The sequence below is a fragment of the Nocardioidaceae bacterium SCSIO 66511 genome (genome assembly GCA_023100825.1).
In the GTDB taxonomy this organism is placed as follows: domain Bacteria; phylum Actinomycetota; class Actinomycetes; order Propionibacteriales; family Nocardioidaceae; genus Solicola.
On record CP095846.1, the window covers coordinates 1,861,369 to 1,883,479 of the forward strand.

Sequence of the window (22,111 nt, forward strand, 5' to 3'; positions counted from 1 at the left end):
CCATGGGGTCGGGGCGCCCGGAGGGTTTCGAGTACGTCGACCGGGGCGGTGAGGTCGTCGTACTGCACCACGGCAAGCGCGCGACCGTGCTACGCGGCGCGCGGGCCGAGCAGTTCCGGCGCGACATCGAGTACGACGACCCGCAGGAGCTGATGGCGCGGCTGACCGGCAACTACAAGCGCGGCAATGAGCGGATGGGCAAGAACCACCCGCGCAACCGCGGGGGTCGTCGTTGAGCACCTGTGGACAGACCCGCCGCGCGTACGTCGCGGGCGGTAACCTCGCAGCGTGACCGACACCCAGCCGCCCGCAACCGACGAACGCACCGTGCGGGGCGTACTACACGCGGCCGTGTCGGCGGTCGGTGGTCAGGAGCGTCCCGGCCAGATCGAGATGGCCGAGGCGGTCGCGACGGCACTGGAATCGGAGCAGCATCTGCTCGTCCAAGCGGGCACGGGCACCGGTAAGTCGCTCGGCTACCTGGTGCCGAGCATTCTGCACGAGAAGCGAGTCGTGGTCGCCACTGCGACGCTCAATCTTCAACACCAGTTGGTCGAGCGCGATATCCCCGCCCTCGTCGAGGGTGTCCGCAGCGAGCTCGGGTCGTCCCCTTCGTACGCGGTGCTGAAGGGTCGCGCCAACTACGCCTGTCTGCACCGTATTCGCGAAGGGGCGCCCGACGACCAGGGCGAGCTGATCGAGGTGCCGACCGGATCGCTCGGCTCCGAGGTCGTGGCCCTGCGCAACTGGGCGGAGGAGCAGGCCGACGAGAAGCAGACCGGCGATCGCGACTCCGCGCCCGCGCACACCGATCGCGCGTGGCGCCAGATCGCAGTTTCTGCGCGGGAGTGCCTCGGCGCGAGTCGATGCCCGTACGCAGCCGAGTGCTTCGCGGAGCGCGCCAGAGACCGCGCGATGGAGTCGCAGATCGTCGTCACCAACCATGCACTGTTGGCGATTGACGCCATCGACGGTGTGCCGATGTTGCCTGAGTACGACGCCGTCGTGGTCGATGAGGCGCATGAGCTGACCTCACGTGTGACGCAGGCGGCGACGAAGGAGCTCAGCCCGCCGATGGTCGAGCGTGCGGCGCGTCGTGCCCGCAATGTCGTCGAGGGGTCGGAGGCCGACGATCTCGAGGCGGCGTCCGACGACCTGCTCGAGGCGATCGCCGATCTGCAACCGGGCAGGGTCGATACGATGCCGGGCTTCCTGGCCGACGCGCTGGCCGGCGTACGCGATGCCGCCCGCGCCTGCTTCTCGGCGATCCCCAAGGAGAGCAAGGAGACGCTGCTCGGCTCGGACGACAGCGGCGACTCCGTGCGTACGCAGGCACGGGCACTCATCGACGAGATCCGTCAGATCGCCGACCGGATGGCCGCGAACGTCGAGACCGATGTGCTCTGGATGAGCGAGCGCGACGTCGTACGCGGCGGCAACGAGTTGTTCGTCGCACCGGTCGATGTCGCGGGCGCGCTGCACGAGAACCTCTTCAGCGAGAACACCGTGATCCTGACGAGCGCAACTCTCAAGCTCGGCGGAGGATTCGAGGCGATCGCTTCGTCGCTCGGCCTGGCGTTCGGCGACGACGACTCCTGGGCGGCGATCGATGTGGGATCGCCGTTCGACTATGCACGGCAAGGAATGCTGTACGTCGCGCGTGACCTTCCGCCGCCCGGTCGTGACGGTCTCGGGGAGAAGCAACTGGACGAGATCGCGTCGCTGATCGAGGCCGCCGGCGGGCGTACGCTCGGGTTGTTCTCGTCGCGTCGAGCGGCCGAGGCGGCGACGGAGTCCGTACGCTCGCGTCTTCCCGAGCTGGAGCTGTGGTGCCAGGGCGAAGCCCAGCTCCCGGAGTTGGCGCGACGCTTCGTCGACGACCCGGCGGCCTGCCTGTTCGGGACGCTCAGCCTGTGGCAGGGCATCGACCTGCCGGGGGAGACGTGCCAGTTGGTGATCATCGACCGGATTCCGTTCCCGCGACCCGACGACCCGCTGATGAGTGCTCGGCAGCGACTCGTTGAGCGTCGTGGCGGTAACGGCTTCATGCAGGTCGCGGCCAGCCATGCGGCGCTGCTGCTCGCGCAGGGCACGGGTCGCCTGATCCGCCGGAGTACCGACAGGGGCGTGGTAGCGATCCTGGACCCGCGCATCGCCACGGCTCGGTACGGCTCGTTCCTCGCCGCATCCTTGCCGCCGATGTGGCGTACGACCGACCGGGCGACCGTACTCGGTGCGTTAGAACGCCTCGACCAAGCAGCGAAGTCCTGACCCACCCGCCCCGCTGAGCCGCCCGGCCACCCGCCCGCCCGCCCAGGCCTCCCTCCCCGCTGAGCCGCACGTTTCGGCCCTGTTCTTCGAACTTTTGGGGCTGAAACGTGCGGCCCAGCGGGCGTGGATCGGCGGTCTGTGGATAGCGCCGACCCGACTGTCCATTCGGCACGCACACTGCCGATGTGAACCAACTCAGTCAGGTCCCCGCCATGTCTCGCCGAGTCGCGCGTCTGCGTGCGGACGGTTTGTCCGCCAAGCGCGTACGCGGCCGGCAGTACGCGCGGCCGTATCACGGTTTGCGCCGACCTGCGGACATCCAGCTCGAGCAGCCCGCGCTCCGAGTCGCGGACGCGATCGGGCTGATGGTCGACGGTTGTGTGCTCACCGGATGGGCGTCGCGCTGGATTCAAGGCCAGGCGTACTCCGACGGCTCGCTGTACGGCGAGGACCTGCCGGTCACGATCCTCTGCGCCCCCGGCACGCGCCTGCGCAACAGACCGGGTATCCGAGTGCGCGAGCGACGCCTCGTTCCCGGCGAGGTGATCGACCTCGGCGGGTTCGAGGCAACCACGATGGCGCGCGCAACGTATGACGACATGCTCGACGCGCCCAACCGCCTGGAAGCATTGGTCGCCGTCGAGATGGCGACGAGCACGGTCATCGAACAGGCGCGTACGGCTCTCGACAACGTCCGGGCGACCTTCGCGGCGCACGTGAAGACGCGTGGGCGCGCTCAAGCACGATGGGCGTTGGGTGCGGCGTCGACGCGGTCGGCGAGCCCGTGGGAGCCGCGGACCCGGATGCTCGCGACTGCGGCGCTCGGAATCGAGGACTGGTGCGTCAACCTTCCGGTCTTCGACCGCTTTGCGGAGCTGATCGGCATTCCCGACCTACGGGACCCGGAGACCGGATTGGTGATCGAATCCGATGGCGGTGATCATCGCCGGATTGAGCGACACAACGATGACAACGTGCGCGGAGACGCGTTCGAGAAGCACGGCATGCCGGTCGTACGCATCGGTGCCGCCCAGCATGCCCGAGCCGAGCGCTCGGAGACCATGCGGCGGATGGTCGACGGTCGGGCGCGCGCCGTCGCCGTCGCCGGACCACGGCGGTGGACGACGGACAAGCCGGCATGGTGGTGGGACTGGGCGCCGGGCCGTCAATGGGACTAGCCAGCCCGCCCTACCCACCCGCTGGGCCGCACGTTTCGGCCCTGTTTTTCGAACTTTTGGGGCTGAAACGTGCGGCTCAGCGGGGCGGGAGGCCAGCGGTCAGTCGCGGGAGCGGCGGCGGAAGGCGGCGAGCGCGAGTGGGGCGAAGATCGCCGCGAGCGCGACGGACCAGGCCACCGACATCAGAACCGGATGCTGCAACGCCCACGCGTCATTCGGCCCCGCTGCCGGACCGTTGCCCCACAGCTCACGGCACGCCTGTGCCAGCGCGGAGACCGGGTTCCACTCGGCGATCGGCTGCAGCCAGGACGGCATCTGCTGTGTTGGTACGAAGGTGTTCGCCACGAAGGTAAGCGGGAACATCACCGTGAACATCAGGCCCTGGACGGACTCGACCGTGCGCATCATCGAACCGACCCAGATGCCGAGCCAGATCATCGCGAAGCCGAACAACAGCAGCAGTCCGACCGCGATCAGCGCGTCGCCGAGCCCCTCGCGGATCCGCCAACCGACCAGTAGCCCGGTCACACCCATCACCACGATGCCGATGCTGGCATGGATCAGGCTGGAGATGCTGCGCCCGACGAGCACCGATGACCTCGAGATCGGCAGCGATTTGAAACGGTCGACGATGCCCTTCTGCAGGTCGTTCGTGAGCCCGATCGCCACCGTGGCCGACGAGAAGATCATCGTCTGCACCATGATGCCGGGGAGCAGGAACTCCTTGTAGTCCACATCGGACCCGGGTATCTGGATCGCGCCGCCGAAGACGTACGCGAACAGCAGCACGAACATCACCGACTGCACGGTGACATCGAGCAGCATCTCGGGTTGGCGCTTGATGTGGATCAGGTTGCGCCAGGTGATGGCCAGCGATGCCCGCCCCAGGGATGCGGGTGCGAGCGCCGGGCGCTCGGTCTGGACGGCGGTCATACGGGCATCTCCTGCGTCTCGGTCTCGGGTTGCTCGTCGTCGGTCGGCTCGGCGCGATGGCCGGTGAGGTGCAGGAACACATCGTCGAGACTCGGGCGCTGGAGCCCGATGTCGTCGAGCTCGATGCCGAGCTCCTCCAGACGTGCTCCGATCCGTGTCATATCGGCGAGGCCGCTCGCCTGCGCGGTCAACCGGCGCGAGTCCGCCTCGACGTGGACCTCCTCGCAGATGTCGCGCATGACCTTCTCGGCCTCCTCCAAGCGGGCCGCGTGCGTCAGGGTCACGACGACGGCCGCCTTGCCGGCCTGGTCCTTCAACTGGGTCGGCGTACCGTGTGCGATCACCTGGCCGCGGTCGATCACCACGATGTCGTCGGCGAGGTGATCGGCCTCCTCGAGGTACTGCGTCGTCAGCAGCAGGGTCGTGCCGTCGCGGACCAGATCGCGCAGTACGCCCCACAGTTCGGAGCGACTGTGCGGATCAAGCCCCGTCGTCGGCTCATCGAGGAACAGCACCGGCGGTGCTGCGATGAGGCTCACCGCGAGGTCGAGCCGGCGCCGCATTCCGCCGGAGTATGTCTTGATCGTGCGCTCGGCGGCATCGGTCAGCGCAAACCGCTCGAGCAATGTGTCGCTGGTCTCGCGTACGTACGAGCGTGGAAGACCGTAGAGGCGCCCGATCAGGCGGAGGTTCTCGCGCGCGGTGAGCAGCTCGTCGACCGTGGCCGCCTGCCCGGTCAGGCCCATGCTCCGGCGCACGGCCGAAGGCTCCTTGATGATGTCGTGGCCGGCGACTTTGCCGGTGCCGCTGGTCGGGATGCTCAGGGTTGTGAGCATCCGCACGGTGGTTGTCTTGCCGGCGCCGTTGGGGCCGAGCAGCCCGAGAACACTGCCCTGCGGGACGACGAAGCTGACGTCGTCGACGGCGGTGTTGTCGCCGAAGCGTTTGACGAGGTTGATGGCCTCGACGGCTGGGTCTGATGTCATGAGATCAAGCCTAAGGTCGGGGTCTGACAGGACGCTTGTCATTTTTCGTACGGTTCGATGGTTCAACCTGGAGTTTGGTTGAGGTCATCGCCGTTCGCTGCCGGCGAACGACTCAGACCACGCATTGCACACAACTACCGATCATCGCTGCCGGATGTCGAAGCGTCGTCGTCCCCGCGAACCGTTCTCGCCGTCGTCGTCGCGGACCCCGCCTACCGCCGCACTACATCCGAGGTAGTACGCGACGGCACCGGATGCTGCGGCATTCGGCAGGTCGCGGGTGCCGCCGAACACAAGCGGCCGGCGCGCACTTGGTGGACGAACGGGGTCATGACGTCAACCAAATGCGCACCGGCCGCTCGGGCAGATGCCGGTGTGGCGCTACATCCGGCGTAGCACCGTGGTGACCTTGCCGAGGATCGTCGCGTCGGTGCCGTCGATCGGGTCGTACGCCTCGTTGTGGGGGAGCAGCAACACCTTGCCGCGCTTGCGTTGGAAGGTCTTGACGGTCGCCTCGCCGTCGATCATCGCGGCCACGATCTCGCCGTTCTCTGCGGTCGGTTGCTGGCGTACGACCACGTAGTCGCCGTCGCAGATCGCGGCGTCGATCATCGAATCGCCCTTGACCTCCAGCAGGAAGAGCGTGCCCTCGCCGACGAGCGTGCGCGGCAGCGGGAAGACCTCCTCGACGCGCTCCTCTGCGAGGATCGGGCCGCCCGCCGCGATGCGTCCGACGAGCGGGACGTACGAGGGATCCGGGCGCTCGTCGCCGTAGTCGGTCTCGTCGAAGCCGAAGTCGGCCGACTGGCCGATGGACCGCCGCGCCGCCATCACATCGGGGAGCAGCACCTCGAGTGCCCTCGGGCGGTTCGGGTCGCGGCGAAGGAAACCCTGGCGCTCGAGCGTACGCAGCTGATAGGCGACCGACGACGAGCTGGTCAGACCGACCTCGTTGCCGATCTCGCGAATGCTCGGCGGGTAGCCGCGTGACTCGATCGACTCCCGGATGCACTCCAGGATGCGCCGCTGCCGGGGAGTGATGCCGGAGGCGTCTGCGGGACCGTCGGGGAGTTCTTTGACGTTGTCGGTTGACTTGGGCATCGGCGTTCGCTCCTGCTGGCATCGGCGGCTGCGGGTCGAGGATGAGACTAGTCGGATCGAACGACGCGATCAAACACGTGTTCGATCGCGTGTCGAGGTCGGTCAGTGGCGCCGCAGCGTGCCTTGGGTAGGCTCGCCCGGACGTTCGTCGAGGTCAGGAGTGCCGATGTCGCGCAGGATCCCCGCTCGGGTGCCGACGCACGCGCCGCGGTCGGCCGTCGTCACCGGCGGCGCCGGTGGTATCGGCCGAGCCGTCGCCGAGCGGCTCGTCGAGCTGGGCTACCTCGTCGTCGTGACCGACCTCGATGCGGCCGCGGCAGAGGCGACGGCCAAGGAGATCGGCGCCGCCGACGGATGCGCGTACGACGTCACCGACGAGGCCGCCGCGACCGCTACCGCGCAGCGGGCTCGTACGCACGCACCGCTGGGCGTATGGGTCTGCAATGCGGGTGTGGGATTCGACGGCACTGTCGCAGACCAGGACAGCGCGCTGGTCCGTACGCTCGTCGACGTCAATCTGCTCGGCGTGATCTGGGGCGCTCGGGCCGCCGCTGCCGCTATGCGCGAGCAGTCCGCCGACGGGATCAGGGGCGGCGAGATCGCGATGACCGCGTCGCTGTCAGCGCACGGTCCGGTACCGGGGTTGTCGGTGTACGCCGCCACCAAGGCCGCGGTGTTGAGCCTCGCGACCTCGATGGACACCGAGTTGCGCAAGGACAAGATCCGCATACACGCCGTCTGCCCGGACGGCGTCGACACGGCGCTCCTCGACTCGATGGAGCCCGGGGGTCAGGGCCTCAGCCTGGTGCGTTCGGGCGGACGGCTGTTGACCTCCGACGAGGTCGCCGACGCGCTCGTCGCGATGCTCGGCACGCGCCGCGTCTACCGCACGTTGCCCGTACGCCGCGGTCTCGTCATGCGTGCGTCCAGTCTCTTTCCGTCGGTGTTGATGCGCTTCGAGCCGCTCGCGCGCAGACAAGGGGCTCGCGCCGCGAAGCGCTCCACCTGACGGGTCGTGGTCGGCTCGGGCTGTCGGTGGCGGCTCGTACGTTGCCGGCATGCAGTCACGTGATTCCGCGCCCCGAGGCATGGGGAACATTTGTTCGATGAAGTCATGGACTTTGTCGGTGGCGTCGCGTACCGTCGTACACGTGTTCGATCGAACGCACGTACGACCGCCGCTGACTTCCCCGGAGGCACCGATGACCACCGCCGACCTGCACCTCTCCCGGCCCGCGCCCGTCACCACCGCCCGCCGAGCGGCTGGCCGCGGAGTCGAGGGGCCGCTGCGACTCACCCGTCGTGGGCGGGTCGTCGTCGTTGTGACCGCATTGCTGGTCGTGCTCGGTGGGCTCGTCGCGTTCGGTCCGTCGGTCGTCGCCACGAAGGACGCCGCGCCGGAGCCGGTGACCGTCACGGTGCATCCGGGCGAGACCTTATGGGAGATCGCCGGGCGGGTTAACCCCGACGGCGACGTCAGATCCACCGTCGACGACCTCAGCGAGCTCAACGGCATCACCGATGCCGGCGCTCTGCGCATGGGCACCGAGCTCAAGGTTCCGCGTTACTGATCCGTCGGCCGCGCCGTTGCGGTCTGCGCAGCGGGGCCAGTTTGTGGGTGAGCCGGTGCGCAACCCCGCGGCGCACCGGCTCACACACAACCCTGGGACACGCCCCCGAAGTGTCCCCACAGAAGGAGACGCGTTGGCGGGCCGATTGGTTTCATCCGGATGCAGATCTTTTTTCGTGAGTCCCGACCGGGGCGGATCCGACGAGTGTGCCGACGGTACGTGGCCGGGCGATGGACACCGACCGAAATTGACGCGACCTGCTTGTACGCGCGTCGTAGATTACCCCTATGGGGGTATTACTAAACGAATATCGGACTCCGGATCCGACAGGTCATCGGCCTTTTGCTCACCTCGCGTGGTGGCGCCGCCTCGCACTCGAGGTAGGCATCGTCGCGAGCCTGTGGATCGCCTACAACCTCGGACGCCTGCTCGCCTCTCATCACACGAGCTCAGCCTTCGACAACTCGAACCTGATCTGGCGGTTCGAACGCGCGCTGCCGCTGCCCAGTGAGGAGTGGGTGCAGAGCGCGCTGCTCGCGGCGTGGCCGCACGGCGTCGAAATCGCGAACATCTACTACATATCCGTGCACTTCCCGGCGATGCTCGCATTCCTCATCTACACGTTCATCCGCTTCCCGGCGGCGTACCTGTGGGCTCGACGAAGCTTCGTCCTGGTGACGGCGGCAGCACTCATCGGACATCTGACGTTCCCGCTGGCACCGCCGCGGATGCGACCCGATCTCGGTTTCGTCGACACCGGACACCTGTTCGGCATCACCCCGTACAGCGAGGTGACGACCGACAGCGTCGCGAACCAGTTCGCCGCGATGCCGAGTCTCCACGTCGGGTGGGCGGTTCTCATCGCCGTCGTGATGATCTCCGTCGGCCGCACCCGATGGCGATGGCTCTGGGCGCTGCACCCGATCATCACGATCGTCGTCGTCACCGTGACCGCGAACCACTACTGGTTCGACGGGCTCGTTGCGATCGCGCTACTGATCCCGTCGATGATGATCGCGCGTCGCGGCATCGTCGACCCGCCCCCATGGCCCTGGAAGCCGCGAGTACGCGCGACGCCGGCGACAAGCGGGGCAACGGAGCGTACACCGGAGACCACGCGCTGAGGCTGTCGGGGAACGACTACTCGACGCCGAGGTCGATGCGTACGGTCACGGGCACCGATCCGTGGATCGCCGCGGAGACGTCGACGAGTTTGGCGTCGGCGCGCCGGGCAAGACTCGGGTTCGCCTCGAGGATGGCGCGGACCCGAGCAGGTACGTCGTCGTCGGGCAGCACCTCGGCAGTGCCCGCGCGCCAGCACCCGGCGACCTTGACCCAGACACTCGGATCGGCCTGCAGGTTGCGTACGTAGTCGGCCTGCAGGCCGCGTTCGGCGATGACCCAGAAGGTGTCGTCGACCAAGCCGTTCCCGACCGGGGTGCGGTGCGGACGACCCGAACGCCGACCAGACGTCTCGAGCAGCGCGAGTGCGTCGGGGGCAAGACCGCGGTCGATGAGGCGCCGCATCGCGACGTTCACGCCGTACTTCTCCACGGCGAGGTACGCGCGCCGTGCGGCGCGTAGCGCGGTCGCGGGTACGTCGTTCAACACCTCAGTGCCCTGCACTAGTCATGGTCGTAAGAAGCCCCATCGTCGCAGAAGGACGCAGGGTCACAAAAGGACACGATCCGCGCGCATGAACACCGCGTGAACGGGGCAGGCTGGCAATCTCACCTGCGTAATCGGAGGCACCATGCTCGACGGGCTCGATCTCAGCGTCATCATCATCTACCTGATCGGATCGGCCGGCATCGGTCTGTGGCTCAGCGGCAGGCAGGCCAGCGTCAAGGGCTACTTCCTCGGTAACCGGGAGCTGCCGTGGTGGGCGGTGACTCTCTCGGTCGTCGCGACCGAGACCAGCGCTCTGACCGTCATCAGCACCCCCGCCATCGCGTACCTGGGTGACCTGTCCTTCCTGCAGCTCGCGATCGGCTATCTCCTCGGGCGGATCGTCGTTGCCTTCGTACTGCTGCCGAAGTACTACGCCGGCGACATGATCACCGCGTACGCCTATCTCGGTAAGCGGTTCGGCGGCGCGATGCAGGGCACCGCCTCGGTGACCTTCCTGCTCACCCGGCTGCTCGCCGACGGTGTGCGCATGTACGCCGCAGCGATCCCGCTGAAGTTCATCCTGGACGGCCTTGGCGCTGACATCTCGTACTTCTGGATCATCACCATCCTTTCGCTGGTCACCGTTGCGTACACCTACATCGGCGGTATCCGGGCAGTTGTCTGGGTCGATGTGTTCCAGATGGGTGTGTACCTGGTCGGCGGCGCGATCGCGTTGTTCGTGCTGTTCGACAAGACCGGCGGCTTCTGGTCGGACGCGGTCGACGCCGGCAAGACCCAGATGTTCGACTTCAGCTCCGACATCGTGACAGCGCCGTACGCCTTCGTGACCGCGATCCTCGGCGGTGCTCTGCTGTCGATGGCATCGCACGGTGTCGACCAGATCGTCGTACAGCGGCTCCTCGCGTGTCGTACGCGTAAGGATGCGCAGCTTGCCGTGATCGCCAGCGGCGTGATCGTGTTCCTACAGTTCGGGTTGTTCCTGCTGGTCGGCCTCGCGCTCTGGTCGTACTACGACGGAAAGGCGCTCGCGGACATGGGGCAGGTCGAATCCGGTGACGAGCTGTTCCCGACGTTCATCGTCGAGGATCTGCCGTCGGGCGTTGCCGGACTGTTGCTCGCGGGAATCCTCGCCGCCGCGATGAGCACCTTGTCGTCGTCGCTCAACGCGTTGTCGTCCTCGACGATGACCGACCTCATCGACCGCTTCCGGTCGACCCCGATGGACGACGCGAAGGCGCTCAGTGCCAGCCGGATCACCACGCTGGTGTGGGGCTTCGTGTTCATCCTGTTCGGGAACCTGTTCGTCGGCCAAGACACCCCGGTGCTGGAGCTCGGCCTCTCGGTCGCGAGCATCACGTACGGCGGACTGCTCGGTGCGTTCTTCCTCGGCATCTTCGTACGCCGGGCGCGGCAGCTCGACGTGATGATTGCGTTCGCCGTCGCGGTGGCCGCGATGTCGGCACTGTTCATCTACCAGCAGTGGGTGATCGACGACGGCGAGATCGTGGTCGGGTTCACCTGGTTCACCGCGATCGGCGTGGTCATCACGATGGTCATCGGCACGGCGCTGTCGATGCTCCACCCGGCAGACGCCGACCGCGCGGGGGCGGATGCCTCGGACCGAACCTGACCGTCGTCGGGCGACGACGGTCAGAGGCGTGACCGGCCGTCGTACCCGCCCCTTGGGCTCCCGAGGCCGAACACCTCTCCGATCGTCGGCGCGACGTCGATCGTGCGCGCCCGCGCGGTCGACGTACCCCGACGTACGAGCGGCGAACCTCCGGCGAGGAAGAACGGGATCGGCGCAGTCGCGGGATGCCCGTGGTTGCCGGGGATCGGGTTCGAGATCGGATCCGGATCGCTGAAGCGCCAGCCCGAGCGGCAGTACGCGACCAGGTCGCCGCCGCGCGAGCCCAGGCGCAACGACCGAGGGTCGTGCAGCGACAGGACGCCGTCGACCTCGCGGGCGATGTTTCGCATTCTCCGTACGGCCTTGTCACGCTGACGTTTCGGCCCGGTCCAGGTCAGCAGATCGGCGCCGCCGTTATCGGCGAAAGCGACATTGCCTGCGAGCAGCGAGTCGTCCTTGAAAGCATCCGCGAGGGAGACGAAGGCGAACGGATCCGACCAGTCCATGCTGTGGTCGGCCAGCACCACGAGGACGCTGTGCCGCCATCGCCCCGTGTCCTTCAGGAAGTCGACGAACTCGCCGATCAGCCGGTCGGTGTTCGCGAGCGCGAGTCGACGCAGCAGCTTGATGCTCCCACCCGTCAGATCGGCATGGCCGAAGCGGTCGATGTCACCGAAGTTCGCGAAAACGAAGTGCGGGTCGGCGTCACGCACCATCGCCTCGAGCGCCGCCTGGGTGAACCCGTCGAGCGCGTGCTCGGTGATCGGCAGCAGCGGCTCGGGCTCCCAGCGGTACGTGGCGCGTTCGCCGAAGAGGGTGTAGAGGTACTTCTTGCTCAGCACGCTGCCGGTCGTGAATCCCTTACGACGCAGGCGTTGCAGGATCGTCGGATACTCCAAGTCGCTCGGACGGTCGAGGTCGCGTACCTCACCGTCGGCAGGGTCGTACGCCGAGTTCGCGGGCACTCCGGTGCGGTCCGGGCGTACGCCCGTCATCATCATCGCGTGGTTCGGCAGCGTCTCCATGATCGGCACCGACCGCGCCTGCGGGTACGAAAGGCCTTCGCGCCGCAGCGCGGCGAGCCGTGGCGTCAGCGTGCCGCCGAGCTCATCGGGGCGGCAGCCGTCGATCACGAGTACGTACGCACGCGCGTCGTCGCGGCGAGTCGCGGCTGCCCACGGAGCACCGGCGGCCCCGGACAACACCACCGACGCCCCGCCCGCAGCGCCCGCGCGCAGGAACGTCCTTCTGCTCGGCATCGCGTCATTCATGATTCAGTCCTCCACCGGCGCCGACGCCGGGCGTACCTTTTGGCTGCCGGCCTCGACCGCCCACGACGCTTGATGTTCGACTCCCGTACGCCGATCGGCGCGGTCGCCGATCTTGTACCAATCCATCTGCGTGCGCGCCGCCGTCACAGTCAGCACGGAGTACCCGTGGTCGTCGAAGTTCAGGTAGCGCACATGCCGGTTCAGCGTCTGCAGCGCCGCCTCGACTGCCAGCGAACCGGTGCGCGGCGGGACTCCGAGTAGGTCGTCGAGGTTGTTACTCGTCACCGAGCTGCAGACCAGTTCCGTCGCGACTGTGTCGCCGAGTGGGTAGATCGCAGCATTGCGAGGGATGTCGCATGCCCACGACGAGTGGATGTCGCCGGTGAGGAAGACGGTGTCGGTGATGCCGTGGTCGGCGATGTGGCGGAGCAGACGCTTTCGGTCTGCGGTGTAGCCGTCCCATTGGTCGACGTTGTACGCGATGCCGTCGATGCGCCGGATCGACGCGTCGCCGACCGTACGCTCCACCGAGCGTCGGACATCAGCGCTCAACGGCGGGATCTGCACCGGGGCGATCATCACCGGGTTGCCGATCAGCTTCCACTGGGCGTCGGTCGCGAGACCCTGGCGTAGCCAGTCGAGCTGGCGCTTGCCGGTGATCGTACGGTCGGGGTCGCTCACTCCTCCGAAAATCGGGCTCGACGCCTGCTCGTCGCGGTACGAACGCAGATCGAGCATCGACAGCTCGGCGAGTCGGCCGAATCGCAGCCGTCGGTACAGCCGGACACCGTCTCCGAGGGTCGAGGTGCCACCCATGCGTACGGGCATCCACTCGTCGAACGCCTTGCGTGCTGCGGCCTTCCGTCGGGCCCAGCGGCCCTCCGTCTGCGGATCGTGGTTCTCGGCGCCGCCCTGCCAGGTGTCGTTGGCGACTTCGTGGTCGTCCCAGGTGACGATGAACGGCGCCTTCGCATGCAGCGCGCTCAGGTCGGCGTCGCGCTTGTACTGTGCGTGGCGCCGTCGGTAGTCGGCGAGGTCGACCATCTCATGTGGTGGCTTGTGCTCACGAACATCTGTGTCGTCTTTGCCGTACCCGTACTCGCCCGGGCCGTACTCGTACACGTAGTCGCCGAGGTGGATGACGGCGTCGAGGTCGTGGCGGGCAAGGTGACGATAGGCCGCGAAGTACCCGGCCTGCAGGTTGGCGCAGGAGACGACACCGAAACGCAGGCGCCGCGGTGACGCGTTGGTCGCCGGCGCCGTTCGAGTGCGGCCGATCGGGGAGGGCCGGCCGTCGTAGACGAACCGGAAGTAGTACGTCGTGGCCGGGCGGAGGCCGGTGGCGTCGACCTTGACGGTGTGGTCACGAGCCGGACCGGTACGCATGCGGCCGCTGCCGGCGATCGAACGGAATCGGCGGTCGGTCGCGATCTCCCAATGCACATTGATGTTCGGGCCGCGACCGGAGCCAGGTGATGCGGCCGCGGTGGGGGTGACCCGGGTCCACAGTACGACGCTGTGCGGCAGCGGGTCGCCCGAGGCGATGCCATGCCGGAAGTGCTCGCCGCGGGCGGCGGCTCCCGGTGAGGGAAGGGTGGCCGATACGGCACCGGCCGATACGGCTGCGCCGGTCGACAGGACATGTCGTCGCGAAAGCGTACTCACGGGTAGCATCTAAGCGGCCGCGCGCCGGGTTGTCCACGTACGCGCCGTTCATCCGCCGTTCGGCTGGTCTTGCCGTGCCGCAGACTCGGGTACGTGAGACCAATCCCAGGTCTGCAGGGTGACGAACCCCGTATATGGGAATCCTGGTCAAGAAGCACGCAGCCGGCGCCGCAAGCGGGCTGCTTGCCGCACTCGCGGGCCTCGGCGCGGGCAGCGGGGTTGCTGCGCTGCTCTCTGGCGCCGCGTCGCCGGTGGTGTCCGTCGGCAACGCGTTCATCGACGCCACGCCGGGCGCACTCAAGGATTGGGCCGTCGAGACGTTCGGAGAGAACGACAAGGTGGTCCTGATCGGGGGAGTGCTAGGTGTCGTGTTGTTGATCGCCGCGGGTGCCGGGGTGCTCGGCGTCCATCGTCGGCGTCTGGCGCTCGCACTTGCGGCCGTGCTCGGGCTGGTCGCGATCATCGCGGCCGTCACTGACCGTACGCTGCTCGCCGACTGGTGGGTCGCGCTGATTCCCGGCGTCGTCACCAGCGTCGTTGTCGTCGGTGTGTTCGCCTGGTTGTTGGGGTCGTTGGACGCCGCTCCGGAGCCCGCGGGGGAGACGGCCGGGATCGCCCGTCGTCGGTTTCTGCTCGGCGCGCTGGTGGCCGGCGCCGTTGCGCTCGGCGGTGGCGCCGTCGCTCGGCTGAACTCCGGGCTCGAGGCAGCGGCGTCGCGACTGCGCGTGACCATCCCGAAGCCGACCGACCCGGCGCCGCCGATAGCGCGCGGAGTTGTCACCGGGGTCGACGGCGTATCGCCGTACCTCACGCCGAACGCGGACTTCTACCGCGTCGACACGGCGTTGCAGGTTCCCGACGTACCGGCGGAGAGCTGGCACCTGCGCATTCACGGCATGGTCGATGAAGAGCTGACGTTGACGTATGCCGAGCTGATCGACCGGCCGCTCATCGAGCGGCGGATCACGCTGACCTGTGTCTCCAACCAGGTGGGCGGAGACCTGGTCGGTAACGCGACGTGGATCGGCGTCCGACTACGTGACGTGCTCGCCGAGGTCGGCATCGAGCCCGGCGCGGACGCGGTGCTGTCCACCAGTGCGGATGACATGACGATCGGGACGCCGCTCGAGGCGCTCACCGACGACCGCGATGCCATCCTCGCAGTGGCGATGAACGGCGAACCGCTTCCGCTCGAGCACGGCTTCCCGGTACGGATGGTGGTCCCGGGTCTCTATGGGTTCGTGTCGGCGACCAAGTGGGTCGTCGACCTGGAAGTGACCAGGTTCGCCGATATCAGCGCGTACTGGACGGACCGCGACTGGTCGGAGAAGGCGCCGATCAAGACGGCCTCGCGCATCGACGTGCCTCGTTCGTTCCAGTCGCTGCCGGCAGACGACGTACGTATCGCGGGCGTCGCGTGGGCACAGACCCACGGCATCGAGAGGGTCGAGGTGCGAGTCGACGACGGAGAATGGGCCGAGGCCGAGCTGGCAGCACAGGACAATATCTCGACCTGGCGGCAGTGGCGCTGGCGCTGGACGGACCCGACTCCGGGCACGCACGAGGTGACGGTGCGCGCGACGGACGCGAGTGGTTACACCCAGACAAGCGAGCGGGCCGAGCCCCGACCCGACGGGTCGACCGGGTGGCACAGCGTGCAGTTCACGGTCGACTGAAGCGCGGACTCGGACAGATTGCCCGCAGATCGAACCAATCCGCACCCGTCTCCGCACCGAACCATCCGTATCAAGCACGCGGCACTGTCCGCGTCAGACCACAACGGAAGGACCGATCATGCAGAGCATCCGCAGCAAATCGCTGGCGGTGGCGGCCGTCGCGTCGTTGACGCTTTTCGTCGCGGCGTGTGGTGGCGACGACGACAGCTCCGACTCGTCGTCGGACTCGTCGTCGAGCTCCGCTGACAACGGGTCCAGCAGCGACTCGAGCGGCGACGACAGCACGAACAGTTCGGACTCGGGCATGGACCCGGCGGCCGATCTCGTCGGCCCGGGCTGCGCCGGGTACGCGAAGCAGGTGCCGTCCGGCGCCGGCTCGGTCGAAGGCATGTCGGAGGATCCCGTCGCGGTCGCGGCGAGCAACAACCCGCTGCTGAAGACGCTCACAGCCGCGGTCTCCGGCAAGGTCAACCCGAAGGTCGACCTCGTCGACACGCTCAACGGCGACGAGTTCACGGTCTTCGCTCCGGTTGACGACGCGTTCAAGCAGATCGATGCGAAGACGATGAAGACCCTGTCGAGCCCGAAGGGCGCCAAGACGCTCACGTCGATACTCACGTACCACGTCGTTCCCGGTCAGCTCGCGCCCGACGAGGTCGCAGGTACGCACCCGACTGCCGAGGGCGAGAAGCTGAAGGTGTCAGGCTCCGGCGATGACATCACCGTCGGCGACGATCAGGCGAAGGTCATCTGCGGCGGAGTACACACCGCGAACGCCACGGTCTACTTGGTCGACTCGGTGCTGATGCCGCCGTCGATGATGTGACGGACCCGAGCAAAGTTTCGGAGCGGGCGGTGGCTACGGGGCCGCCCGCTCCGCTATTTACGTGGGGGAAGGGGTACGAACCCGCTCGTCCTTCGTACGTACTCGGCGTAGCCGGGTCGATGCTCGAGATGGGTTTCCATCAGGGGCTTTCCGGTACCCCGGACGAGCAACCAGGTCATCGCGACCGGTGAGAGGAAGGCGACCGCCGCAGCCGGTGCGGACGCGGCGCAGATGTAGAAGCCCCACCACACGCAGGCGTCGCCGAAATAGTTCGGGTGCCGGGTGTAGCGCCATAGGCCGGTGTCGAGTACGTGTCCGCGGTTCGCGGGGTCGGCGCGGAACCGCGTGAGCTGGGCATCGCCAACGGACTCGAAGAAGACGCCGACCAGCCAAAGGCCGACGCCTGGAATGACCCACCAGCGAACGGATGCCGTGCTCGCTTGTGCCAGCTGGACCGGCAGCGAGATGAACCACATGGCGAGTCCCTGTGGGAGACATACCCATAGTGCCGCGGTGCGCATTCGTCCGCCAGCATGGCGCTCGAAGAGGTCCGCGTACCGCTCGTCCTCGCCGGCACCGCGGCTGCGTCGACCGATGTGTTGGGTCAGCCGGAGACCCCACGCGGTCACCAGTACGGCGAGCAGGATCCGCAGCTCGTTGCCCGTCGAGTCCCACGTGATCGCCAGGCCGATCAGGGAGATCGCGGCGAATCCCGCTCCCCACACGGTGTCGATGACACTGACCTCGCCCGTGCGTCTGACCCGCAGCAGTACGAAGACCATCGCACCAGCCACCACTGCGGCGGAGGCAGTCAGCACCGAGACCACGACGTGCGGGTCACGCATTCGACGCGCCGTTGACAGGGGGCCGCACGGCGAGTATCTGGTCGACGCCCATCCGGTTCTCCTCGAACGCCAGCGCGCCGCCGGCCAGGTACAGGCGCCAGATCCTGGCCGTGCGCTCGCCCGCGACTCTCACGACGGTCTGCCAGTTGTCCTCGAGGTTGTGTGCCCAGGCGCGTGCGGTGAGCTGGTAATGGGTGCGTAGTCCCGCGATGTCGCGGATCTCGAATCCGGTCCGCCGCAGCATCGCGCATGTCTCGTCCAGCGGCCGCATGTGCATGTCGGGGGCGATGTAGCTCTCGATGAAAGCGCCACCGCCCGGGTTGCCCGTGCGAGACATCTGCTGCAGGAGCAGCCGACCCCCGGGTCGCAGCGCACCGAACATCGTCGACAGGTACGTGGGGTACTGGCGACGGCCGACATGCTCGCCCATCTCGATCGATGCCACCGCGTCCACGCGGCGAACATCGACGTCGCGGTAGTCGCGAACCTCGACGTCGATGAGGTGGTCCAGCCGATTGCGTTGCACGAGCTCGCGGACGTACGCCGCCTGCTCCGTCGAAAGCGTGACGCCGCTCGCGTGTACGCCGTAGCGCGTCGCCGCATGGATGAGCAGCGATCCCCAACCGCAACCGACATCGAGCAGTCGAGTGCCTGGACGCAGGTCGAGTTTGCGGCAGATGCGATCCAGCTTCTCGTACGACGCTTGCGCGCTGTCGGCGATGGTGGGCGGGTCGTCGGGTTCGTGGAGCCACAGCCCGCAGGAGTACGCCATCGTGTCATCGAGGATCGTCTCGTAGAAGTCGTTCCCGAGGTCGTAATGGTGGCGGATCGCATCGGCGTCGCGGCGCAGACTGTGCAACGGGCCCGAGAGCCGTGCCTCTTCCGGAGGCGGGGATGGTGGGCGTCTGAGCGCGCCTGCCCGGGCGAGCGCACGGACCGACTCGATGATCTCCCCGGACGCGTGCGGAAGCGTACGCCACAGCGGCGGTCTGACTTCGGACGTCCGGCGTACCGCTCGCAGCGCATCGGTCAGGTCGCCCTCGACATCGATCGCCCCGCTCACGTACGCCCTTGCAAGCCCGAGCTCTCCGGGCCGCCAGACGACGTGGCGGACCGCATCCGGTGAGTTGAGGCTCAAGCGTTCTGAACCCGAGCCGAACACGCTGCCGTCCCATGCCCGGATTCTCAGCGGCAGGGTCGTGCCGAGCAATGAGGATGCCGCGCGGTGGATGGCCTCCGCGATTGTTGGACTGGTCACGCGGTTCGTCCCTTCTCCAACACGATCTGCTCAACGTCGAGGTGACCGGAACTGAAGCCCGCTTCGCAGTACGCCAGGTAGAACTCCCACATTCGGCAGAACGTGTCGTCGAAACCAAGGGCGAGGACCTCCGAGTGCGCGGCACAGAAGCGGATACGCCATTGTCGAAGGGTCTTCGCGTAATGAGCGCCGAACGCCTGCCGGTCGCTGATCCGCAGGCCGTGGTCGTGGGCGTTGTCCGCGATTGCGCGTATCGATGGGATGAGACCGCCGGGAAAGATGTACTTGTGGATCCAGCCCCACGAGCGACGGGTGGCGAGCATGTGGTCGTGGTCCATGGTGATGGCTTGCAGGCCGATGCGTCCGTGCGGTTCGAGATGCTCGGCAAGACAGCGGAAGTACGCGTTCCAGTACCGTTCGCCGACGGCCTCGATCATCTCGACGCTGACGATCGCGTCGTACGTGCCTCGTACGTCGCGAAAGTCGCAGAGCTGTACGTCGATTCGATCCAGCAGACCCGCGTCCCGAGCGGCGGCTCGTACGTACTCGACCTGTTCGGTCGACAGGGTGACCGTCGTGACACTCGCACCGCGCTGCGCCGCTCGTAATGCGAGCGATCCCCAGCCGGTGCCGATTTCGAGTACCCGGGACCGCGGGCCGACGTCCGCGGCGTCGAGGAGCGTGTCCAGCTTGCGTTGCTGCGCACGCTCGAGGTCGTCGCCCGGCCCGAACAACGCTGCCGAGTACGTCATGGTGGAGTCCAGGAACAGACTGAAGAGATCGTTCGAGCGGTCGTAGTGATGCGCCGCGTTCGAACGAGCCCCGCGTCGGTCAGCATCTTCCGCAGCGGGCATGGGCCGGTCGTACCATCGCCGCAGGCGTTGCAGACGTGGCGGAACGAGATCGCGAAGGTGGATAGCGAACGCGTGCAGGAGGCCGTGCAGATCGTCGGTCGTCCAGGCGCCGCTCATCCAACCCTCGCCGACGCCGATCAGCCCGTTCGCGCCGACACGTGCGTAGAACTCCTCCGGACGCAGTAGCCGGATCGCGGGTCCGTTCGACTCCGCGTTCTCGAGGCCCGTGAGCACCCGAATACCGGCGATCGAGGCAGCGCGTCGCAAGAGGAGTCGCGCAACCGCTGCCTTGAATGGCGCGTACGGTACGGATGCCACCTGGGGCCAACGGGTGGCGTCGATACCTGCGTTGGGCGTGAGCACGGGCGGTGCTGGGCGTACGAAAGTCATACTTCCTCCTGCCGTCGACGTCTGTTGTCGTTTGTGATCGGTAGGCGGCGTAACCAGAGCCGCACACCTTGCCAACGGATCAGCGCGGACACCCGCAACGTGGGCAGCGGATAGCGCAGGGCCAACCAGAGCAGGGTGCTGGTGCGAGGAGCGTGTCGCTCGCCGATGAGGGTCGCGACGAAGGAGGTTCGCCCGCGTTGTCGGAGCTGTACGCTGACGTTCAGAGTCCTTCCAGGTATGGGGACACGGATCTCGTAGCGGCCGTCGTCGGCGAGGAACGGTGAGACCGGGAGTCGCTTGTCGGTACCGACTCGGCCGTCGGGGCCCGGGCTGAGGACATAGGCGTGCCGGGCGCCGTACGTGTTGTGCACCTCGGCCACCACCGCACGGAGCGCGCCGTCCGCGTCGTAGCACCAGAAGAGTGATAGCGGGTTGAACACGTAACCGAGGAACGCCGGCGAGGCGAGCATGATGACCGGGCCGTCGCCCGACCCGACGCCCGACCGGTCGAGCTCGCGATCGATGTTCGCTCGAAGGCTGCGGTGCGCGTCGCCGATGTGGTCGCGCGCGCGGAACCTCGCGAAAACGCCAAGTGGGGCTCGAAGCCGAGGGAGGTCATCGATGTCGACAAGCCACAGGTACAGGCCGTACCGGAACCGGCGGTGGACGGGTTCGCGGCGGACGTGCACGGTTGTGGCGTCGTACAGCATCGGCGTGAGCGGCGGGCCGGTCGTCACCAGACCACCCCGAGCCGAGCCGCCGCGCGCACACCCGACGCGCACCCGTCTTCGTGAAACCCCCAGCCCTGCCAGGCGCCGGCGAAGAGCACCCGCCCGGTCATCAGATCGGGTATGCGCTGCTGCGCCGCCACCGACTTCGGTGTGAAGATCGGATGCTCGTACGTGACTTCCGCCAGGATCTTGGACTCGGCGACCCGCCCTCGGAGGCCGAAGGACTCGAGCACCCTCGCGCCGTCGCCTCGAAGATGCTGCAACCTGGTCAGGTCGTAGGTGACTCGCGCATTCGTCGCGTGTTCGGCGCCGCAGTCGTCGGCGACATAGTTCCACGAAGCGGAGGCCCCCCGTGAGCGGGGCAACACGTTCGTATCGGTGTGCACGATGCCTTCGTTGCGGGTGGAGGCGAAGGAGCCGAGGACGGCGCGTTCGATGTCCGACGGGTCGTCGAGCAGCCGAAGCGCTTGATCGGCGTGCGTCGCCAGCACGACCTGGTCGTACGCATCGACCTCGTCGCCGTCGGTGCGGACATCGACCCGGTCGGCGCCTCGCTGCACGGTGCGGATCGGCGTGGCCGTGCGCACCGTATGCATCTCTTTGGCTATCCGTTCGACGTACGTACGCGATCCGCCCGCGACGGTGAGCCATTGCGGAGAGCCCGAAACCGACAACATGCCGTGGTTGTCGAGGAACGTGAACAGGTAACGCGCCGGGTAGGCCATTGCGTCACTCGTGCCCGACGACCAGACCGTGGCCACGAGTGGAAGGACGAAGTGGTTCACGGCGTACGACGAGAACCGGTGCGTACGCAGGAACTCGCCCAGCGTCGGTTCATCGCCGGTCGGCTGCTCGGCGAGGAACGTGCGCGCCGCCCGGTGAAATCGGCGGATCTCGGCCAGGAGTCGCAAGAATCGAGGGCGTGCGGCATTGGAACGCTGCGCGAATACACCTCGGATGCCGCGCGCACCTGCGTACTCCAGACCGCATCCGTCGCAGCGGACACTCATGGACATCTCGCTCGGCCGGGTCTGCACACCCAGCTCCGAGAAGAGCTTGGTGAGCAGCGGGTACGTACGCCGGTTGTGCACGATGAACCCGGTGTCGACGGCGACGGCCGCACCGCCCATCGCGAGGTCGTGCGTGTGCGCATGACCACCGAGCCGGTCGGCTTGCTCGTAGAGTGTCACGTCGTACTGGCGCTGCAGAAGGTACGCCGCCGTCAGGCCGGAAACACCGGATCCGACGACCGCGACTCGTGACCGACGTGTACCGCTCATGCCTTCACGTCCT

At 67.5% G+C, this 22,111-nt stretch carries 19 protein-coding genes and 1 pseudogene; 9 read left to right on the forward strand and 11 right to left on the reverse strand.

The window, feature by feature from the left end; all coding sequences use genetic code 11:
* Window positions 1-2: 2 nt before the first annotated feature.
* From MU582_08730 to MU582_08740, 3 genes are all read left to right on the forward strand, one after another.
* Window positions 3-236, forward strand: coding sequence for a hypothetical protein (locus MU582_08730; GenBank protein ID UPK76706.1), 234 nt, complete (start codon window positions 3-5; stop codon window positions 234-236).
* 52 nt (window positions 237-288) lie between these two features.
* Window positions 289-2,271: an ATP-dependent DNA helicase gene (locus tag MU582_08735; protein UPK76707.1), complete on the forward strand. Its 1,983-nt coding sequence runs from the start codon at window positions 289-291 to the stop codon at window positions 2,269-2,271.
* Window positions 2,272-2,456: 185 nt separating this feature from the next.
* Window positions 2,457-3,449, forward strand: a complete 993-nt coding sequence (locus MU582_08740; GenBank protein UPK76708.1) for a hypothetical protein — start codon at window positions 2,457-2,459, stop codon at window positions 3,447-3,449.
* Window positions 3,450-3,548: 99 nt separating this feature from the next.
* On the opposite strand, the gene MU582_08745 is transcribed toward MU582_08740, so the two are convergent.
* The 3 genes from MU582_08745 to lexA form a co-directional block, all read right to left on the reverse strand.
* Window positions 3,549-4,382 carry an ABC transporter permease gene (locus MU582_08745; protein ID UPK76709.1) on the reverse strand — a complete coding sequence of 278 codons (834 nt, stop codon included), beginning with the start codon at window positions 4,380-4,382 and terminating at the stop codon, window positions 3,549-3,551.
* Window positions 4,379-5,368 (reverse strand): ATP-binding cassette domain-containing protein, encoded by a 990-nt coding sequence (locus tag MU582_08750; GenBank protein ID UPK76710.1) that lies wholly within the window; start codon window positions 5,366-5,368, stop codon window positions 4,379-4,381. Before MU582_08750 ends, MU582_08745 begins: the two co-directional genes overlap by 4 nt.
* A gap of 381 nt (window positions 5,369-5,749) precedes the next feature.
* Window positions 5,750-6,469, reverse strand: a complete 720-nt coding sequence (gene lexA / locus MU582_08755) for a transcriptional repressor LexA (protein ID UPK76711.1) — start codon at window positions 6,467-6,469, stop codon at window positions 5,750-5,752.
* Window positions 6,470-6,635: 166 nt separating this feature from the next.
* On the opposite strand from lexA, the gene MU582_08760 reads away from it, so the two are divergent.
* The 3 genes from MU582_08760 to MU582_08770 all read left to right on the forward strand — a co-directional run bounded on the left by MU582_08760 (window position 6,636) and on the right by MU582_08770 (window position 9,164).
* A complete protein-coding gene (locus MU582_08760; protein UPK76712.1) occupies window positions 6,636-7,478 on the forward strand; it encodes an SDR family oxidoreductase in 843 nt (280 codons plus the stop codon).
* 97 nt (window positions 7,479-7,575) lie between these two features.
* Window positions 7,576-8,040, forward strand: coding sequence for a LysM peptidoglycan-binding domain-containing protein (locus MU582_08765; GenBank protein ID UPK76713.1), 465 nt, complete (start codon window positions 7,576-7,578; stop codon window positions 8,038-8,040).
* Between the two features lie 287 nt (window positions 8,041-8,327).
* The gene (locus MU582_08770; protein UPK76714.1) at window positions 8,328-9,164 is read left to right on the forward strand and encodes a phosphatase PAP2 family protein; all 837 of its coding nucleotides are present in this window, start codon (window positions 8,328-8,330) and stop codon (window positions 9,162-9,164) included.
* Between the two features lie 16 nt (window positions 9,165-9,180).
* On the opposite strand, the gene MU582_08775 is transcribed toward MU582_08770, so the two are convergent.
* On the reverse strand, window positions 9,181-9,666 hold the full coding sequence (locus tag MU582_08775; protein ID UPK76715.1) for a nitroreductase family deazaflavin-dependent oxidoreductase: 486 nt from the start codon (window positions 9,664-9,666) through the stop codon (window positions 9,181-9,183).
* Window positions 9,667-9,793: 127 nt separating this feature from the next.
* Here MU582_08775 and MU582_08780 point away from each other — a divergent pair, with 127 nt between their 5' ends.
* Window positions 9,794-11,302 (forward strand): sodium:solute symporter, encoded by a 1,509-nt coding sequence (locus tag MU582_08780; GenBank protein UPK76716.1) that lies wholly within the window; start codon window positions 9,794-9,796, stop codon window positions 11,300-11,302.
* 20 nt (window positions 11,303-11,322) lie between these two features.
* Here MU582_08780 and MU582_08785 read toward each other — a convergent pair whose 3' ends face one another.
* Together MU582_08785 and MU582_08790 are read right to left on the reverse strand one after the other, a co-directional pair.
* Complete coding sequence (locus MU582_08785; protein UPK76717.1) at window positions 11,323-12,573, reverse strand: alkaline phosphatase family protein; 1,251 nt, start codon at window positions 12,571-12,573, stop codon at window positions 11,323-11,325.
* Between the two features lie 3 nt (window positions 12,574-12,576).
* Entirely contained in the window at window positions 12,577-14,238 is a 1,662-nt protein-coding gene (locus MU582_08790) for an alkaline phosphatase D family protein (GenBank protein ID UPK76718.1), read from the reverse strand.
* A gap of 134 nt (window positions 14,239-14,372) precedes the next feature.
* Between MU582_08790 and MU582_08795 the strand changes: the two genes are divergently transcribed.
* Both MU582_08795 and MU582_08800 read left to right on the forward strand, forming a co-directional pair.
* A complete protein-coding gene (locus MU582_08795; GenBank protein UPK76719.1) occupies window positions 14,373-15,914 on the forward strand; it encodes a molybdopterin-dependent oxidoreductase in 1,542 nt (513 codons plus the stop codon).
* Between the two features lie 118 nt (window positions 15,915-16,032).
* Window positions 16,033-16,740 (forward strand): fasciclin domain-containing protein, encoded by a 708-nt coding sequence (locus MU582_08800; protein ID UPK76720.1) that lies wholly within the window; start codon window positions 16,033-16,035, stop codon window positions 16,738-16,740.
* 53 nt (window positions 16,741-16,793) lie between these two features.
* On the opposite strand, the gene MU582_08805 is transcribed toward MU582_08800, so the two are convergent.
* From MU582_08805 to MU582_08825, 5 genes and pseudogenes are all read right to left on the reverse strand, one after another.
* Window positions 16,794-17,585 carry a DUF1295 domain-containing protein gene (locus MU582_08805; GenBank protein ID UPK76721.1) on the reverse strand — a complete coding sequence of 264 codons (792 nt, stop codon included), beginning with the start codon at window positions 17,583-17,585 and terminating at the stop codon, window positions 16,794-16,796.
* Complete coding sequence (locus MU582_08810; protein ID UPK76722.1) at window positions 17,578-18,843, reverse strand: cyclopropane-fatty-acyl-phospholipid synthase family protein; 1,266 nt, start codon at window positions 18,841-18,843, stop codon at window positions 17,578-17,580. The genes MU582_08805 and MU582_08810 overlap by 8 nt, the downstream gene beginning before the upstream one ends.
* The gene (locus MU582_08815) at window positions 18,840-20,087 is read right to left on the reverse strand and encodes a cyclopropane-fatty-acyl-phospholipid synthase family protein (protein ID UPK76723.1); all 1,248 of its coding nucleotides are present in this window, start codon (window positions 20,085-20,087) and stop codon (window positions 18,840-18,842) included. Before MU582_08815 ends, MU582_08810 begins: the two co-directional genes overlap by 4 nt.
* Window positions 20,084-20,824: a DUF1365 domain-containing protein gene (locus tag MU582_08820; protein ID UPK76724.1), complete on the reverse strand. Its 741-nt coding sequence runs from the start codon at window positions 20,822-20,824 to the stop codon at window positions 20,084-20,086. Before MU582_08820 ends, MU582_08815 begins: the two co-directional genes overlap by 4 nt.
* Window positions 20,821-22,077 (reverse strand): annotated as a pseudogene (locus MU582_08825) (FAD-dependent oxidoreductase). Before MU582_08825 ends, MU582_08820 begins: the two are co-directional and overlap by 4 nt.
* Window positions 22,078-22,111: the final 34 nt, after the last annotated feature.

Coding starts and splice junctions, on each gene's coding strand:
- MU582_08750 (UPK76710.1), bottom strand. CDS start 5,368: ATGACATCAGACCCAGCCGTCGAGGCCATCAACCTCGTCAAACGCTTC.
- lexA (UPK76711.1), bottom strand. CDS start 6,469: ATGCCCAAGTCAACCGACAACGTCAAAGAACTCCCCGACGGTCCCGCA.
- MU582_08785 (UPK76717.1), bottom strand. CDS start 12,573: ATGAATGACGCGATGCCGAGCAGAAGGACGTTCCTGCGCGCGGGCGCT.
- MU582_08730 (UPK76706.1), top strand. CDS start 3: ATGGGGTCGGGGCGCCCGGAGGGTTTCGAGTACGTCGACCGGGGCGGT.
- MU582_08780 (UPK76716.1), top strand. CDS start 9,794: ATGCTCGACGGGCTCGATCTCAGCGTCATCATCATCTACCTGATCGGA.
- MU582_08795 (UPK76719.1), top strand. CDS start 14,373: ATGGGAATCCTGGTCAAGAAGCACGCAGCCGGCGCCGCAAGCGGGCTG.
- MU582_08770 (UPK76714.1), top strand. CDS start 8,328: ATGGGGGTATTACTAAACGAATATCGGACTCCGGATCCGACAGGTCAT.
- MU582_08745 (UPK76709.1), bottom strand. CDS start 4,382: ATGACCGCCGTCCAGACCGAGCGCCCGGCGCTCGCACCCGCATCCCTG.
- MU582_08815 (UPK76723.1), bottom strand. CDS start 20,087: ATGACTTTCGTACGCCCAGCACCGCCCGTGCTCACGCCCAACGCAGGT.
- MU582_08760 (UPK76712.1), top strand. CDS start 6,636: ATGTCGCGCAGGATCCCCGCTCGGGTGCCGACGCACGCGCCGCGGTCG.
- MU582_08765 (UPK76713.1), top strand. CDS start 7,576: ATGAAGTCATGGACTTTGTCGGTGGCGTCGCGTACCGTCGTACACGTG.
- MU582_08805 (UPK76721.1), bottom strand. CDS start 17,585: ATGCGTGACCCGCACGTCGTGGTCTCGGTGCTGACTGCCTCCGCCGCA.
- MU582_08800 (UPK76720.1), top strand. CDS start 16,033: ATGCAGAGCATCCGCAGCAAATCGCTGGCGGTGGCGGCCGTCGCGTCG.